The organism is Variovorax sp. OK605 (genome assembly GCF_900115445.1).
In the GTDB taxonomy this organism is placed as follows: domain Bacteria; phylum Pseudomonadota; class Gammaproteobacteria; order Burkholderiales; family Burkholderiaceae_C; genus Variovorax.
The window spans coordinates 1-16508 of record NZ_FOWL01000032.1 but is presented as its reverse complement, the minus strand read 5'-3'; the positions used below and the strand labels follow the sequence as shown (position 1 = coordinate 16508).

Here is a 16508-nt window from a genome sequence, read left to right as displayed (position 1 = left end):
GCAGTTGAAAGCCCCGAGGGCAAGAACACTCGGGGCGCACGTTTCCATCGAATTGACCACACCAATTTCGACGTCTTGTTCGCTCAGCGCGCGACCGCCAGCAAGGGTGCTGTCTGCAATCTTGAATCGTTGGCCGCAGTCAATGCTGTTTGCGCGCTCGCAGGTGGCGCGAAACTGGCCATGGCGCCGATCAACTGGTTCAACTGCGTGACCGCTTGTGTCTGCACCGTGCTCAGCTTGGATCCAGCATCACCTGAAGCCGAAGTGGGGTCGTACCGAAATGCGGCATCGCCGGCCAATCCTGTCGACCCATCGGTGCGGGTGAACAGGCTGGTCCCGTTGATCGATGAACCGTCTGAATAATGGATGGCTTCGCCTTGCGGAGTCAATCCTATGGAGGCGATCCCCAACCGGTCAAGTGTCTCGACCCTCCCATCGACCACCACACGAAAATCTGTCCAGCGCGCGTCTCTTGCATCGAGTTGACCATCTTGATTGGTATCAAATACATCTCTGAGCGCTTGCATGTCGCTGGTGGCTCCAGCCTCCCAATCGGTGAACACGATATCCTTTTGCTGATCGAGTTTCCCTGTGCCATCGGCGTCGATCGCAAGAATCCCTTCGCCAGCAGACGCCCAAGCCGTACGATGCTGCTGACCGTCGCCCGCGATATCGAAGATCGGACTTGAAGAAGACAGTGGGGACAACATTTCGCGCGCGCCCTTGTTGTCCAGATCAAGAACAACTGGGGTCTCCAGGGGTGGCAGTCCGTTGAATAGGCCCGAATACTGCTCTTCAGGGCGCGCCGTGCCTGGATATCCAATCAAGTATTTGCTCGGCAAGCCAAATTGGTTGTAGTACTGGAAGACGACCGCCTGAAAACCCATGTAGGGAACACCGTGTACGACATCGACATGCGTGCCGTCGGCCAAGTTGTCGCGCTCGGAAACCAAAGCGCCCTGAGCATTGAAATTCTGCTGTGTCCAGATTGCAATGCCAGGAGTGCTATTGCCAACGTCTACATACGCGACCTGAGAGGAAATTTCCGTACGCGTGCCATCGTGGCGCGCGATGGTCTGATGTGTCGGCTGCCCTTGAGCGTTGTACACGTTGGTGACATCCGCGCCGGTGCCATCGTGATTCGTGATCGACTGCCGAGTCTGCTGGCCCTGTGCGTTGAACCAGGTACTGACCGATGACCAAGGCTGCGTACCTGTCGCGTCCCACTGGCTTTCCGTATGCGAGCCGCCCGCGTAGTTGTTGCGCTCCAAAACTTCTCTGCCTTGCGCATCGAACTTCTGCAGCGTCAGAACGGAAGACGGATCCCCGCCGCCAGTCAGAGCATGAATGCCGAGTGGATAAGCTTCGTCACGGGTGCCATCGTGATTGAAGGCCTGTTGATGCGTCAAGGTTCCTTGGCTGTTGTACCAATTGGTGAACGTCGACCACGTCTGGGTATTAGACGTATCAAACTGTTCGATCCGGTAGGAACTGTCAGCATAGTTGTCCCGTTGCTGGGTCAGGCGGCCTTGGGCGTCGAAGTATTGCTGGGTTTGAACCGAACCGGGCCCACCCGTGCCCGCTGGGGTGACGACAGACCTTGTGCCGTCATCATTTTGAACTTCCTCTCGGACCACTTCCCCCTGCACATTGAGCCAGCTCTTGGTCGTAGACCACGTCTGGCTGTTGCTGGTGTCGTAGCGCTCGTCGATCGATGTCCCATCCGAGAAACTGCTGAGGGCCTGTTCCAGACGCCCCTGCGCGTCATAGCTGCGCCTCAATCCAATCTGACCCATGACCGGCGGAGCGCCGTCGAGACCAATGCCCCCATAGGCATAGCTGTCTGTATAAGAACCATCATTTCGGACGATATGTTGATGATTACCGGTAGCGTCCACAGTTGTTACTGAGCTTGACTTCAGGGACCCGTCGGCCTTGAGATCCGTCACGGTTTCGGTGATCGAACCGTCAATTGCAACAACTGACACATCAGTGTGATCAATCAGGCCTGAATTGTGGCTGTCTTCCCTGAGGCTAGTCGTTCGACCGTCAGCACTGATGGTTTCGGTACCTTTTGCAATGACAACGCCGCCGGGATTCCATTCAGTTATGGAACCGGACCAACTCCCGTCGATCTCCTTGAACCACTCCTCCTTGCGCTGTCGAACGTTGAGACCGGTGTAAGTGGCGCTCACTTTCTTGCTGAGCCCGTCCACACTTTCGGTTGTCGAAACGATGATCGGCAGTGTGTTGTTAATGGAAACAAGCGCTGAAACCCACGCAACTGTCCCCGCAGGCCTTGCCGTTGCCCTCGCCAGATCAGTGTTGTTGGATATGTTTGTCGTTCGCGTGCCATCACTTTCAGTGATACTGTCCACCACTCTGTCGATGACGCCGTCGCTATTCAGATCAGTCTTGGTTGTAACCTGATTGCCATGGTCGATGACGCTGACGGTCGAGGTGGTTCGCAAGATGGGCACGTGTGAAATAGAGGATCCACTAGCATCGATTTGACTGACATTGAAATCCTGCGTCTTCCCGCTCGAAATGTCGTTCTCGTCAAAAGATTTGGTTGCGATTCGCATGGAATCATTTATGCCATCGCCGTTGTAGTCCCAATTGGTCGTCGCAGTAAGACCATCGAAGCTGGTAACCACACTAGTCTGATCGATTTTGCTCCCCGTCAGACCCAGGTTCGTGATTACATCGCTCGTACTCCCATCAAGCAGGTTGGTAGTCAGCTCGACTTGATCAACTTTTCCATCACCGTTGAAATCACGCTCCACTCTGACGACACGACCGTCGCCGCTCGTGGTTGTGATGGTCTTATCTTGCAAGATTCCTTGGTTGTTAGATTCGTTCACCGTAACTATGGTTGAGCTGTCTGCCAAGATTTGACGACGGATGGTAGTGTCCTGATCGAACACGCCAGACCCGGTTGTGTCTTTTTTGGTGCTGACAGCCAATCCATCCGCCGAGGTTGTTGTTACGATCTTGGCAATAAGTATCCCGTTCCTTGTATCGGAGACAGTCCGAGTCTTCGAGCCGTCGGCATTCAGCACCGTTACGTCGTCCTCGATGCTCTGCGTAGCCTGCAAAATACTTGTCTGACTTACTGCCGCTGTGAGTTGCAACCTCTGGAAGTAGCCGGAGTTTTCACTTGCTAGATCCAAGGCTAGCTGTGCTCGCCAGTCTGACGGGTACTCATTTTTCGCCTTGGCGATTAGGTTTGACATCGTCGTCGAATCGGGACTGACTCCGACTGCGTGCTGATAGATCAGGGAAGCGAACTGCGCGTCGGTCAACGCCCCGAACTTCTGCTGGAACTCTGATGACGAGATCAGGGAGTCGAAAACGGCAATCGGCGTCGGCGTGTAATCACCCATGGGATCATAGTCAAACATTCCTGTGGGGTCTGTTCCGACCGGAGCTCGGCCGAGAACCGTTTCAATTGCGCGGAATGTTTTCTCATCCTTTTGAGCAGGTGAAATGATTTGGATGTCAGTCAGCTGAATTGACCTCTTAGTCAATCCATCCCCGCTGACGGTCCCAGCGATCTGAGATTTCATTTTTCCGGCGGAATCGAAATACCAAGACGTTCTTGTACTGCTGCCATCAGCACCCCGAATGACCTGAGTCATCTGGTTGGCGCTGATGTTGGAGGAAAGGCTAAGATCACCTTCAGCATATGTTTCAAATGCGGACGGACTGCTCGCGCTGTGCGTGACAAAGGATGTATCTCCGCTATAGGTTGAAGAACTCTCCGTTGTCGAGCCATCTGGGTTGATTACGGTCGTGCTTGTATAGGAGTCCGTTGTAGCTCCTACACCATTCGTGAACACTGCATCTCGGACAGAAGTTGATAAACCATTTGCACTGGTGGTAGTGGTCTTCTGGTCTTTGATCGAAACCCCGTCCGCCTGAAGGTCAGAGGCGATCGTTACCGCACTCCCGTCGGCGTTGAGTGTCGTGGAGATGCGCTTGTCCAGGATGCCATCGCCATTGATGTCTTTGCTGACTGTCTTTGTCTTCTTATCAGCACTGGTGGTCGTGGTTGTACGGTCGTGCAATGAGCCATCGGCGTTCAGATTTCTGGCCACCTCTGTCGTAGACCCATCTGCATTGAAAGTCTTTGCATCGCTGGTGGTGCGGCTGAACGTGCCCGCACCTGTTGCGTCCATCTGAGTGGTCACCGAAAGTCCGCCGGCGCTGGTTGTAGTGATCAGCCTATCCTTGAGCGAGCCGTCGGCCTTGAATTCGGAGACCGTTACGACCTTTGAACCATCGGCGTTTAGGCTCTCTACTGACGTCGTAGACTCATCAATTGCACCATCGCCGTTGAGGTCGGTCTTCGTTGTGATTTTGAGACCATCTGCGCTGGTAACGGTGGTCATGGTCGATAGCGCCCGGGGATCGCCGTTTGTGTATGTCGAAGCCACCTCCGTACGGCTGCCGTCGGCGCCGATGGTGACTGTGTCGGACATTTGGACGCCGTTCGAACCGATATCGGAAGATTCCTCGATGGTAATCTTGCCATCCGCGCTGGTGGTCGTGATCGTTTGATCGAGCAGCGTTCCGTTGGCACTTCGATCGGACAAGATCTCGATCTTGGAGCCGTCGGTGTTCAGTGTGACAACGTCGATACCGATGTGATCGATGACGCCATCTCCGTTCAAATCTTTGGACGCAGCCTTAGACAGGCCGTCGCCGCTGGTGACTGTGGTTGTCCGATTGATCAATTTCGAGCCGTCACCGTTGTAAGTCGAGATCGTTTCAGACTTCGAACCGTCGACGCTCATAACAATGAAGTCTGTGGTCTTGCTGTCGAAAGCTCCGTCCCCATCGACATCGATTTTCTTGGTGACGGAGAGGCCATTTCCACTAGTGGTGAGGACTGTTCTGTCCAGAAGAGCACCACCACCACTAAAGTGCGAAAAAGTCTCAGTCTTGGAACCGTCGGAATTCAACAGCGTGACATCCGTGACCGAGCTATCAAAAGTGCCATCGCCGGTGACATCACTTTGCGAGGTAGTACTGAGGCCATTCGCACTCGTGGTCGTAGTCGACTTGAATTTCAGCGACCCGTTGGCATTTGTGTCCGTCACTGTTTGGACGACTGACCCATCCGCATTGAGCACGCTGACCTGCGTTTCGTCGGCATGCCCGTCACCGTTGCTGTCGATTGTCTTGGTCGTTGTCTTGTGATCGGCGCTCGTTGCAGTGGTTGTCTTCGACAGCGACGTACCGGTGCCGCTAACCACCGACAATGTTTCCGTGCGGCTGCCTCCGGCGTTCAGAACAATTGTGTCGGTCGTGGTTTGGTCAGTGATGCCGTCGCCATTGAGGTCTTGGCTTTTGCTTTGAGTCAGCCCATTGGCGCCGGTCGTGATTATCGATTTGCCTGTCAGCGTGCCGTTGGCACTGGTGTTCACTATCGTCTCGGTGCGCGACCCATCGGCGTTGGCGACGATAGTGTCCGTTGTCACGAGGTCATAAGTACCGTCGCCGTTGATGTCCGTCTTGCTGGTTGTCGAGAGCCCGCTAGCCGATGCGGTGGTCAACGTGCGTTTAACCAATGAACCATTCGGAGCCAAGATCGACACCGTTGTGGTGGTCGAACCATCGGCATTGACCAGGATGGCTTTCGTCTGTCCGACTGCATCGTCACCATTGGCGTCGACGGTCGTGGTGATCGTCTCCTTGTCGGCGCTCGTGGTAGTCACTGTCTGGCCCAACAATGTGCCGTTGCCGCTCTTGCTGGTGATCGTCTCAATGCGGCTGCCGTCGCTGCCGATCACGGTCATGTCGGAAGAGAGCTGATCGATACTGCCGTCGCCATTCAGATCGGTCGACACTGTCTTGGACCGTCCATCGGCGCTCAGCGTCGTGATGCTTGCGTCCCGCAGCGAACCGTCGGCATTCCTGTCCTGAACGACGGTTGTCACCGATTTATCAGTATTGACGGTGATCGAGGAGGTGGTGACGAGGTCAAAGTTGCCAGCGCCTGTGTGGTCGAGCGATACCGTCTTCGATCGGGCATCGGCGCTTGTGTTAGTGACCGTCCTGTCGAGCACGGTGCCATTGCTGCTGGTGTCCGTGACTGTCTCCACGCGGCTGCCGTCGGCATTGACTGCCGTCACACTCGTCTTGATCTGGTCGAATATGCCTGAACCGGTGTTGTCGACCTTGGTGGTCTTGATCAACCCATCGGTGCTTGTCGTCACCTGGGTCTGATTGATGACGGCGCCGTTGACCGTCAGATTCTTTGTGGTCGTGGAGGTCGAGCCGTTGGCGTTGCGAACGAATACCTGCGATTGATCCCAGACGCCATCGCCGTTCTGGTCAACCTGCGTCGCGACTGTTGAGGTGTCGGCGCTGGTGGTGGTCGCAGTGCGGCTCTTCAGGGAGCCGTCGGCGTTAAGGTTGCTGATGGTCTGTGTGAATGAGCCGTCTGCGTTGGTGCCGGTGGCGATCGATTGCGAGCGATCGAATATACCGTCGCCGTTGTCGTCATAGTTGATGGTCTTGGTGAGACCATTGGCACCGAGCGTCGACACATTTTCGAAAGCCTTGGAGCCGTCGGCATTCGAACCAACAATATCCGTGGTGACCGAGCCACCGGCGTTGGTGGTCTGCGTTTGATGAATGAGATAGCCATTGCCGTCCGTCGCTAGGACGGCGTCCCCTACCTGGCCTTTGGTGCCGTCGGACTTTGTATAGCTCGTCGTGCCCGTGAAAGCAGAACCATCAGCAAAGGTCTGCCCGCTTCCTGTCGGAGTCAAATCGATTGAGGTGATGCCGAGCGAATACAGCGACACCATCTGGCCATTGGCCACGACCTTGAACTGCGACCAACTGGCATCCCCCGCGTCGATCCTGCCATTGTGGTTTGTGTCGAACACATCTTTCAGCGCCTGAAGGTCGGAGGTCGAGGTCGAGTCCCATTCGGTGAAAGCATATTGATTCTTCTGGTGAATCTGGCCGTCGCCATAGAGATCCAGCGCCAGCACACCATTGCCGGCTGCAGCCCAGGCTGTGCGATGTCCATAGTCGCTGCCATTCGTATCCACAAACTGAGTGGATGACGATAGCGTGTCGAGGTTCAAGCCCTTGCCGTCGAGGTTGAGGATGACAGGACCAAAATCCCCAAAGTCTCCAAAATCGCCGTAGTCCCCAAGGCCCGGAAACAAAAGTCCAAGGTCGGTCTGAGGAAATGACAGATCTGGAATTTCTGTGAGCGAGAGATCCGGAAGCGGCAAGCCATAGTTGAAAAGCGGAAAATTTAAACCGGGCGAAAAATCAGGGTAGGCCTGTGGCAATTCGGGGCTGATTGGCGTGAAACTGGGATCGTCACTAGAAGTGTTGCCAAAGTTCGTAAATGCCCAACCGAGGTCTGGTTGTATATAGCCGAGATCAGGCCCTAAAGATGATCCCCCGAAAAGTAGAGGGTTGAAATTAGTCAATTCATATTGACTGGAAAACCCGGAAAACTCTCCGATAGATGTGAGATTTGACCCCGGCAGTCTCACCGTTGCTTCTAACGACCATGCCAATGCGTTCGAAGGAAGTTGTGGCAAATTCCCGGAAGGCGATTTTCCATTTTCGTAGCCCAATACCGTTTGGGCAAACCCGGCGAATAATCTTGAGCCAGTAGCACCTAGCATGCCTGCGCCTAGCATGCTCGCAGGTATTGAAAATGGTGTACCTCCGCCAATGAAAGCACCACCAGCACCTCCCAAGAATCCGCCAACGCCCCCTCCCACGATTGAAAATGTGCTGACGACGGCATCGCCATAATTTTCAGCCACAAGACTCTGAATTCCTTTGACCGAGTCAAGCGTTGCGCCTACAACTATCCCAATGCCTGGAATGAATCTTTCACTTTGGGCGCCAAGTGAGAGTCCTTGATAAATTGCGCCTGCGCTTATCCCCCATACATCAGACAAGGCATTTGCTGTTCCATCTGGCCCAGAATATCCTGCGCTACCCAGGTTTCCCGAGAATTGCCTAAGAAAGAATGGAACCTGAGCTACAAACGCCTGCGTTTGCGATATGTATGCCTGCAGCTGCGCTGCATATGCTTGCTCCGTCTGTCCTTGCGCGGTGATTCTGCCACCAAACAAATCATCCATATTCACCTTTCTGTGTTGAAGTATTTTTTCGTCAATTTAAATTGAACTATTCCTGCGGCACGCCCAGCCAGAAAAATCACCCCAGAAATCTCCAAGCAGGTAAAAGTAATAACCAGAAGATTATTGCTCAGCTCGTTAAACCAAAATTTTGTACCCGCATCAGGAATAAACAGCAAAAAAACTGTCGCGCACAAAAAAAGCAGCAAGAAAAGGAAATATTTCCAGATAGGATTTCTTTCTATAAAATCCAACCCCTTACCACGGGAGAAGTAGGCCGACATGTAGCCGCAGATCAAAAATACTGGTGAGAGCACCCAGAAAATGGAATAAAAAATCCCCCAGTAGTTTCCGTACCCTCGAAACTTTTCGAGAGCTCCTATCATTGGCACGAAATTCGCCATTTGTCTCGTGAAAGTAGTCACGTCATGCGTCTCCCCCCACCTTTCCTGAAAGAAAAATCTCATAAAAATCACATGCCCGAGCGTTGTTGCAAGCATGAGCCAGAAATAGCTATTTGAGTTTTTGAAGATTCCTGACGTCGTGGTCACAATGCTTCTTACGAGATGCGATTGGCTCTGTGGCAATCCCATTTTTTAATATCTCGTCGTTGAATGGTTGAAATTCATCTAGTTTGACAATTTAGACACAGATGCTAGGCGTCTCAATTATCTGAAGCCATGAGGCTTTTTGGAGTCGATGTGTAAAAATTCGTTTTAACAAAATGCGGCTCCTTTTTGATGACAGATTCATGACTTTTGTTAGCCAAAAATTAGAATGCCTTGCGTGCGCGAAGAAAACTTTTCTGAATGGAACCTGACGGATTATTTTTTAGGATGCAATAGCCCATCACTTGCGGAGTGACCTTGTCCGGAATTCGTCGCTGTCGGGGACATGCGAGACAGGGGCTGTGTCCATCCAACTTCTTGCGGACGCTCAATCCACGCTGACTCTCAATTGCGGGCGTTGCTGAAGCGAAGCGGGTTGATCGCCGGCAATGCCTTGGTTGTGGACGAGTTCTACCTGCCGGGCAACATGGTGCGCGCGGACCTGGTCGCGGCGGGAGAGGAGTTCGTGGGCTATGAGATCAAGGCTGGAGCCGACCGGTTGACGCGCTTGCCAAAGCAGGTCGTTGGCTACGGCAAGGTGTGCGCCAGAGCGAATATCGTCACTGTGCCGGCCCACCTTGATGAGGTGTTGGCGTTGGTCCCGGCGTGGTGGGGCGTCATGCTACCGACTGGGCACCGCCTGGATCTGCAACTGCATCAGGTGCGCGCCGCGCAGCTAAATCCTGATCGCAGCGTACATGCAATGTGTTCGCTGCTCTTCCGTGACGAACTGGTCGCTAAGCTCAAAGAGATTGGTGGAACGCGTGGCATGACCGCCTGGAGCAAGGCGAAGATGGTCGAGGTTGCTGCTAGCGCGCTTGTCGCGGAAGACGCCGATGCCTATCTGTGCCGGTGCCTTCGAGCACGCCCCCGGCTTGCCGCGCGGCCTGAGACTGGCGAACCCTCCATCGACTGGAATCTCGTCCGCAAGAACTTTGGATTGGCGCTGTGCCCGTCGGCGTAAGCCAAACTCCGTCCTCAAGAGTGGTCGGGGTTGATTTGTAATAAAGGATCACCCAAGATGCACCTCATTACTTGCATATGGGGACGAGTTCATGACCATGCGGTACCTTGTCATCCTCTGGTTGGGAGCATTAGGCGCAGTGCTTCCGACGCATGCTCAATCGACCATTGAGTGGGAGGTCGTGAATCGCTTCCCACTTTTCAGGAAGTCCGCGGATTTCGTGAAATTGGAGCAGGCGTGGAGCCCGACGGGCAAGGCAGCGGACACGGTCAATGCCCCCGGATTCACCGGGAGGCTGAGAGACATCCTTCCGATCCATGACACTGCATGGCTTCCTGGATCTGGGACCTATGACAAGCAAGTGCTTTTTCGCGCGACGCATGAAATCAGGTTCCGCAAGCGACAGGCCGGCCCTGCTGAACAATGCGCTTGGTTGATCAACGGCAGGCGACTTGCGAATCTGACACCCTGTCGCCAATGGCTGACGACCGAAGTCCCTTCCAGCACGAAGTTCGATCTTGCGTATTTAGACGATGGCTCTGCATCGCCGATTGAATCCGGCGGAAACGAGATCAGGGAAAAACTGATCGTCGGCCTGGGCGATTCCTTCGCGTCGGGTGAAGGCAATCCTGACCATCCAGCAACATTCAATTCGTCCCTGGGAACCAAGGCCAGCTTTGACTGGTACGTCCTCAACGATTCGGCTCGCTTCATCGATAAGGATGCGCAGTGGTGGGAGTCATCCTGCCATCGATCTCTCCTTTCATGGCAGGCGCTCGCCGCCATGAGCGAAGCAATCAGGAACAAGCAGGAAGTCGTTCAATTCGCGAGCTACGCGTGCTCGGGCGCCGAGATATACGACGGATTCATGCGCGCTCAGTTCAACCCTCCGGGGGTTTCCGAACATCTTGTTGAGAACGATGGATTTTCACCGCCAGTGGATGGCGGATCAAGAACCGAACCGACGAAGCACGACACGCGACTGATGCTCTCCCAGCAGCATGCACTTGCTGACTTGCTGTGCGCTACTTCTGAGAAGGCCGTGCCGATCCGAAAAGACTGGAATCAAGTCAACTCGTACATGGAGGGCGTGCGAGAGAACCAGTACTACTACGGGCCCGTTACCGTGTATGGCTGTCCAGGTGGCTACAGGAAGGTGCATCGCGTGCTGTCCGCAATGGGCGGCAACGACGCGGGGTTTTCCGGCATCGTGACTTGGACTTTGATGCCGGGGACGGTGCGCCATGCGGGAATTCCTCTGTATGGCCAAGCCCGGAAGTGGGCTCTTGGCGTTGTACGAAGCCTTAAGGTTGTTGAGCCAGAGTACGCTGCGCGCGGGATTGCACAACTGAACACTCTGTACGCCGGCATGAACAACGTGCTTGGCATGTATGGCATCGACTCGCGCAATGTTCTATCCTTGGTGTATCCGAATCCCACCCAGAAAAACGACAACCTTGCGGTCTGCAACAAGAGGACGCGGGATGGGAACAAGGCGCTGCAGGTATTTTTCCGTAGCGTCTCCGGCAACAGCAACTTCCTCTTTGGAGTTAATTCCAAGGAATACAGCTCTGTGAATGAGCGCTTTATCGCGCCGCTGCAGGTCGCTCAAGTCAAGTCTTTCGCTTCGATGGGCTGGCGGCCAGTGATCAGTGAGTCTTCATTCAGAACCGCGGATGGTGTGGGACACGGCTACTGCGCGGTCTCCCCCGCCTGCAAGGGCGAGGCCTGCGCGGCAGGAGACCGTGTTCGGTTCTGGAGCGTCCCCAAGCCGGATGTCTCGGCGCCAGAATTTCCCAGGATTGCGGATATCTCCACGTTCGATGCTTACGACCCCACGCGCACGCGAGGCATGCGCTACGGCGTGGATGCCGTCCTGGCGATGGCAACGAAAGACAAGGTGCGAAGCGGACGTGTCCAGGGAGACTGGATAACCGGGACTGCTCATCCAACTGCCAATGTTCACGCGCTGATTGCCGATTCGATCGACCTCAGGTAACTACGACGGATGATCGAATTGCTTGGTTCGAGGCTGAAAAAAGATGGCACGTGGTCGAAGCCGCGCCTGCAGGTCCTCGAAATCTATGATCGCGAGAAAGGAAAAGAGGCCGGCGAGCCCATTGCGCATCTCCTACTCGAGCGGGTTGAGACGCGTCGGATTGATGAACGCGATGGCTCGGTTTTCGAAGCCTCGATCGAGCTGCGATTCCAGCGAATTCTTCCCAAATTCGATGCCCGCAGGCAGTCACCGTACGAGGCGGGGAGTTTTGTCGGAGGCTACAGCAAGCTTCTTGAAGAACGAGTCTCGCTGACTTCCACGGGCGTCCATGGAAATGGTGCTGTCTTCATGGATCTCAGTGGCCTGCGCGGTCAAAGGATCGGGACGTACTTATTCAACGAGGTTGTGACCTGGGCGAAGCAGTGGCCTGGTGCGGAGGTGAAGGCCATTACCTTGAACGCCGGTGACGCGTCGCCATCGAATAAGGTACGGCGAAACCGTCTCTACGAACAATTCAACATTGCCTTTAGTTATGACGATTCCGACAACCGTTCTGGCACGTCAAAATCCATGAAAGCTGATGCGCTGACCGTTGTCGACACTTGGGAGCACAACATCGTTGAGCGCTCTTTGGTGGACTACATCTGTGAACTGGCCCAGCGACAACACGACATTGCCTCGGACCTGTCCGCGAGGGAGGCTGCTATCAAGGAACTGACCCACTGGCGCGACCGTGCGACCCGTCATCCTCTTCGCTGGGCTTTCGGCACGTTGTTGAATAGACATGGGGATCGAATAGTGAAGGTGGGTCTTGGAGGTGTTTTCGTACTTGTTTTGTGGAATACAGTAGGTCGGTACCTTCGGCCATAGCCTGAATCCGGAAGTGTTACTCAGGGGCCTATGGCCCTGCTCGCCGCTTTGCGGGGGCTACAAAAATAGTGGAATGGAGGAGGAATGGAGGTCTATGCCGAATTGGCACGTCAGGACGGCGCCGCGCTTCGCATCGATTGGTTCGGCAATGTCGGTAACTCTCTTCGGTTTGGGCCGGAGCAACGCACACTGAAAGTGTCGTGCTCGCGTTGGCGGCTAGACCTGGGATGGACGCTGGGCGCTGGCGACGAGCGCCAGGAGATCGAAATCCCGATCGCGATCCTGCCGCAGATTCGTCTCGCCGATGTCTGGCAGAACGGAAGCTTTGTTGAATCGGCGCCGTTGACGCGGTTACTGTTCCAGGATCTTCAGGTTGATGAGCAGACTACTGAGGTTTTGCCAGTGGGCTTGCCGTACTCGCCACTTGGCGGCGCATCGTCATACGTCCTTCCCTTCAACGTGTTCAACGTCCACCGTGATCACACGCGCTCTTGGATCGCCCGCGTGCAGGTCGATCCGAACACCATGCTGGTCGTGCCCAGCCTTGAATTGTTTCGCTTCTACTTCGGGGCAACAGGATCGGTGCTGGAGGGCATCATGGCAGGTGCTGACGCTGAGCAGAGGCTCTATCACGCCGCCTACATCAGTCGTAGCAGCAACGCGGCCAACCTCGTGCTGGGCATGGGAATGCCGGCAGCGGCGGCACCGACGGTCGCGCGCATCGCGCTCGATGATGAAGCCAAGAAGGCTTTTTTTACTCTGATCAAAGGAGGCCGGATCGCTGGCCTCAACCGGACGGATTGGCAGCCCCGAATGGGGTTTCCGTGTAAGCGTCAGCTCAGCACCCCCCTTGACCTCTGCCGTTCGATCAGATGTCGAAGACCTGTCGCAGCATATGGAAGGGAACGCGCCATGAGTGCCCGTTGCCGGTGTCGACGGTGGCAGTGCGCTGGTTGATGCGCACGACAATGCCCACCTGAGGCTGGAGGTACTTGTCGTCGAACGAGACCTTCTCGCCGCAGCGGAAGTCACCTCGCGCAGGCATGCTCTTCAGCGGCGCGGGACGCGTAGGGGTCGATGCAGTTGCACTGGCAGGACTTGGCGGCTCGACGGCCGCATAGGGCAGCTTCCATTCGCGCCGCGTGCCTTCCTCGTGCAAGGTGACCTGCGTGTCCTTCATGGCGACCACCTTGCCATTGCGCATCTGGCCGTCGCGCCAGTCGAGGAAGCGCACCATCTGGCCGAGGTTCATGTTCGTGCGCACAGCGATGATGCGTCGCGGATCGGCCAGCATGCGCTCGATGATGGCGCTCAGTTGGAACAGCTCCAGGCTGGTCGCACGATTAAGCGCATCGATCAGCTTGGGGTCGGTGCCTTGCGGGTTCACTGCGTTGTCCTCTTGGCGTTGTCAGGTTGTAGTCGCCCGGGCACGAGGTCCTCAGGCGACCAGCCGCTGCTCGAGGTGTTGCGGCGCACCGATGTTCCACGGCAGCAACTCGTCGATGCGGTTGATGGGATGGTCCGCGATGCGCCCGAGCACATCGCGCAGATAAGCCTGTGGATCGATCCCGTTCAACTTGGCTGTTTCCACGAGGCTATAAATGGCCGCAGCGCGCTCGCCCCCGGCGTCCGAGCCCATGAACATGTAATTCTTGCGGCCCAGGCCGACACCGCGCAACGCGCGCTCGGCGGCGTTGTTGTCGATCTCGATGCGTCCATCGTCACGGTAGCGCGTCAACGACCCGAGCCGCGTGAGCGTGTAGCCGATGGCGCGCGCGAGCTCCGACTTGGTCGACACCTGGGCGAGCATCCCTCGCAACCAGGCGAATAGTTCCTCGAGCAGCGGCCCGGCCCGCGCCTGGCGCTCCCTGCATCGCTCAGCCGGCGGGCGACCACGGATGCCGGCTTCGATCGCATACAGCGCACCAATGCGCCTGAGCGCTTGTTCCGCAATCGAGCCTGGCGCACGCCCCTGACTCTCGTGCAGATCCCAGAACGGCCTGCGCGCGTGCGCCCAGCACGAAGCCTCGATGACGTTGCCGCTTGCATAGAGCTTGGCGAAGCCGGCATACGCATCGGCCTGCAACACGCCCTTGAAGTTCTTCAGGTGCGCCTGGGGATGTTCGCCCTTGCGGTCGGGCGAGTAACGCAACCACGCCGCCGGCGCGTCGGTGCTCGCCGATGCCCGATCGTCACGCACATAGACCCACAGCCTTCCGGTCTTGGTCCGGCCTCGCCCGGGCGAGAGCACCGCCACCGGCGTGTCGTCGGCATGCAGCTTGGAGCCGGCCAGCACGTAGCGCCCGAGCGCTGCAACCAACGGGTCCAGCAGCTTCTCGCTCTGGCCGACCCAGCCAGCCATCGTGGAGCGTTCGATCACGACGCCCTCGCGGGCGTAGATGCGGCTCTGGCGGTACAGCGGTTGGTGGTCGCAGTACTTGGACACCAGCACGTGGGCCAGCAGCCCGGGACCGGCGATGCCACGTGCGATGGGCCGGCTCGGCGCTGCTGCCTGGAAGATGGATTCGCACGCCATGCAGGCGAGCTTGGGGCGCACGTGGCGGATCACCTTGAAGCGCGAGGGCACGTACTCCAGTTGTTCAGAGACGTTCTGGCCGATCTGACGCAGTCGGCCGCCGCACGCACTGCAGCCGCAGGCCTGGCCGACGGCGTCGTGGCGGGCATCCGATGCCTCGGGCCGGTACACATGGTTCTCTCGAGGCAAGTGTGCGGGCAAGCTGCGGTCGAAGCCTTCGCTGTTGGCCGCTTGCACCTTCGGTGTCTGCGCGACCGGCGCAAGCTCGTGCATCGACAGGTCTGCGATCAACGCGATCTGCGGGTCGTCCAGCTGTTCGCTGGAGGCGCCGAAGCGGGAGCGAACCTGGCGCAGCAACTGCACCTTGAGCTTGTCCACGAGCAGCTTGAGCATGACGACTTCGGCATCACGCGCCTGCACGACACGCAGCAGCGAGTCGACGGTGTGGGGCGCGTTGGCGGTGTTCGGCACGCCCTCTACTATGCCATCGGACCTACCCGGAGTTGACCGGGACCCGTGCGTTCAGAAGACGAATTCTTGAGCGCGGTTCAAGCCGCGAGCGCGGGCTGATCGGTGCGCGTCGGCATGCGCCAGTCGATGCCTTCGAGCAGCATCGACAGCTGCGCCGGCGTGAGCGAGATCTTGCCCCCTTGCGCCTGCGGCCAGACGAATCGGCCGCGCTCCAGGCGCTTGGCCAGCAGCAGCAATCCCTGGCCATCGAACCACAGGACCTTGAGCATGTCGCCGCGTCGGCCGCGGAAGACGAAGACGTGGCCGCAGAACGGGTTGGTCTCCAACGCCGTCTGCACCATCGCAGACAGGCCATTGAATCCCTTCCTCATGTCGGTATGGCCGGCGACGATCCAGACGCGGGTGCTTGTAGGAAGGCCGATCACGCAAGCGCCTTCAGCGTCTGCAGGACATGGCGCACGCTGGCCTCGTCGACCGCGCCACGCAGTCGGACGCGCACACCGCCGACATCGATCTCGATGGTCCCGGCAGGTTGGCGAGGCGCCACCACCGTGGGTGAAGAGCATGGCGCGATCGACGCAGCTTCGATGGTGACGGGCAGCAGCATTGGCGAGGGCTTCGACGGTGCCGGCGTCTGGGGCTGCTCTTGCGTGCTCAGATGCATCCTGCGCCATGCGAACAGCAGGTTCGAGTTGATGCCCGCTTCCAGCGCGACGGCGGCCACCGACGCACCGGGCACCAAGCTGCGCGCGACCAACTCGCGCTTGAACATTGGGCTGTGCTCGCGCCGACGGCGCTTGCTCGGGGTGTATTGATCGTTCATTGATGTGCATTAGCGGTTCTTCATGCACACCATCGCAGCGTGCATGGGCCACCGATCCTGCACATCAGCCTTCAGTGAAAACAGAGGGTACTGAGGAGACGCTTACGT

Annotated in this window: 10 protein-coding genes; 4 read left to right on the top strand and 6 right to left on the bottom strand. The window is 56.9% G+C overall.

All coding sequences use genetic code 11. The features are described from left to right. Nucleotides 1–83 precede the first annotated feature (83 nt). Both BM013_RS39445 and BM013_RS41040 read right to left on the bottom strand, forming a co-directional pair. Nucleotides 84–8132: a beta strand repeat-containing protein gene (locus BM013_RS39445; protein ID WP_143098504.1), complete on the bottom strand. Its 8049-nt coding sequence runs from the start codon at nt 8130–8132 to the stop codon at nt 84–86. 2 nt (nt 8133–8134) lie between these two features. Then, the gene (locus tag BM013_RS41040) at nt 8135–8680 is read right to left on the bottom strand and encodes a hypothetical protein (protein WP_143098503.1); all 546 of its coding nucleotides are present in this window, start codon (nt 8678–8680) and stop codon (nt 8135–8137) included. Between the two features lie 433 nt (nt 8681–9113). Here BM013_RS41040 and BM013_RS39440 point away from each other — a divergent pair, with 433 nt between their 5' ends. From BM013_RS39440 to BM013_RS41025, 4 genes are all read left to right on the top strand, one after another. Then, nucleotides 9114–9701, top strand: a complete 588-nt coding sequence (locus tag BM013_RS39440; RefSeq protein WP_218153735.1) for a sce7726 family protein — start codon at nt 9114–9116, stop codon at nt 9699–9701. A 91-nt stretch (nt 9702–9792) separates the two neighbouring features. Next, nucleotides 9793–11700 (top strand): hypothetical protein, encoded by a 1908-nt coding sequence (locus BM013_RS41035; RefSeq protein WP_143098501.1) that lies wholly within the window; start codon nt 9793–9795, stop codon nt 11698–11700. Between the two features lie 9 nt (nt 11701–11709). Continuing rightward, complete coding sequence (locus tag BM013_RS41030; protein WP_143098500.1) at nt 11710–12570, top strand: hypothetical protein; 861 nt, start codon at nt 11710–11712, stop codon at nt 12568–12570. 84 nt (nt 12571–12654) lie between these two features. Continuing rightward, entirely contained in the window at nt 12655–13527 is an 873-nt protein-coding gene (locus tag BM013_RS41025; RefSeq protein ID WP_143098499.1) for a hypothetical protein, read from the top strand. Here the strand turns inward: BM013_RS41025 and BM013_RS39430 are convergent. From BM013_RS39430 to BM013_RS39415, 4 genes are all read right to left on the bottom strand, one after another. Further along, complete coding sequence (locus tag BM013_RS39430) at nt 13439–13957, bottom strand: hypothetical protein (protein WP_093129133.1); 519 nt, start codon at nt 13955–13957, stop codon at nt 13439–13441. The genes BM013_RS41025 and BM013_RS39430 overlap by 89 nt on opposite strands. Nucleotides 13958–14008: 51 nt before the next feature. Beyond that, nucleotides 14009–15577 (bottom strand): IS66 family transposase, encoded by a 1569-nt coding sequence (locus tag BM013_RS39425; RefSeq protein ID WP_093129132.1) that lies wholly within the window; start codon nt 15575–15577, stop codon nt 14009–14011. A 77-nt stretch (nt 15578–15654) separates the two neighbouring features. Beyond that, on the bottom strand, nt 15655–16002 hold the full coding sequence (gene tnpB, locus BM013_RS39420; protein WP_093129131.1) for an IS66 family insertion sequence element accessory protein TnpB: 348 nt from the start codon (nt 16000–16002) through the stop codon (nt 15655–15657). After that, the gene (locus tag BM013_RS39415; protein WP_093129130.1) at nt 15999–16400 is read right to left on the bottom strand and encodes an IS66-like element accessory protein TnpA; all 402 of its coding nucleotides are present in this window, start codon (nt 16398–16400) and stop codon (nt 15999–16001) included. Before BM013_RS39415 ends, tnpB begins: the two co-directional genes overlap by 4 nt. Between the last annotated feature and the right edge of the window lie 108 nt (nt 16401–16508).

Bases quoted from the DNA above. Each gene is read 5' to 3' on its own strand.
- BM013_RS39445 (WP_143098504.1), bottom strand. From the start codon at position 8,132: ATGGATGATTTGTTTGGTGGCAGAATCACCGCGCAAGGACAGACGGAG.
- BM013_RS41035 (WP_143098501.1), top strand. From the start codon at position 9,793: ATGACCATGCGGTACCTTGTCATCCTCTGGTTGGGAGCATTAGGCGCA.
- BM013_RS41030 (WP_143098500.1), top strand. From the start codon at position 11,710: ATGATCGAATTGCTTGGTTCGAGGCTGAAAAAAGATGGCACGTGGTCG.
- BM013_RS41025 (WP_143098499.1), top strand. From the start codon at position 12,655: ATGGAGGTCTATGCCGAATTGGCACGTCAGGACGGCGCCGCGCTTCGC.
- BM013_RS39415 (WP_093129130.1), bottom strand. From the start codon at position 16,400: ATGAACGATCAATACACCCCGAGCAAGCGCCGTCGGCGCGAGCACAGC.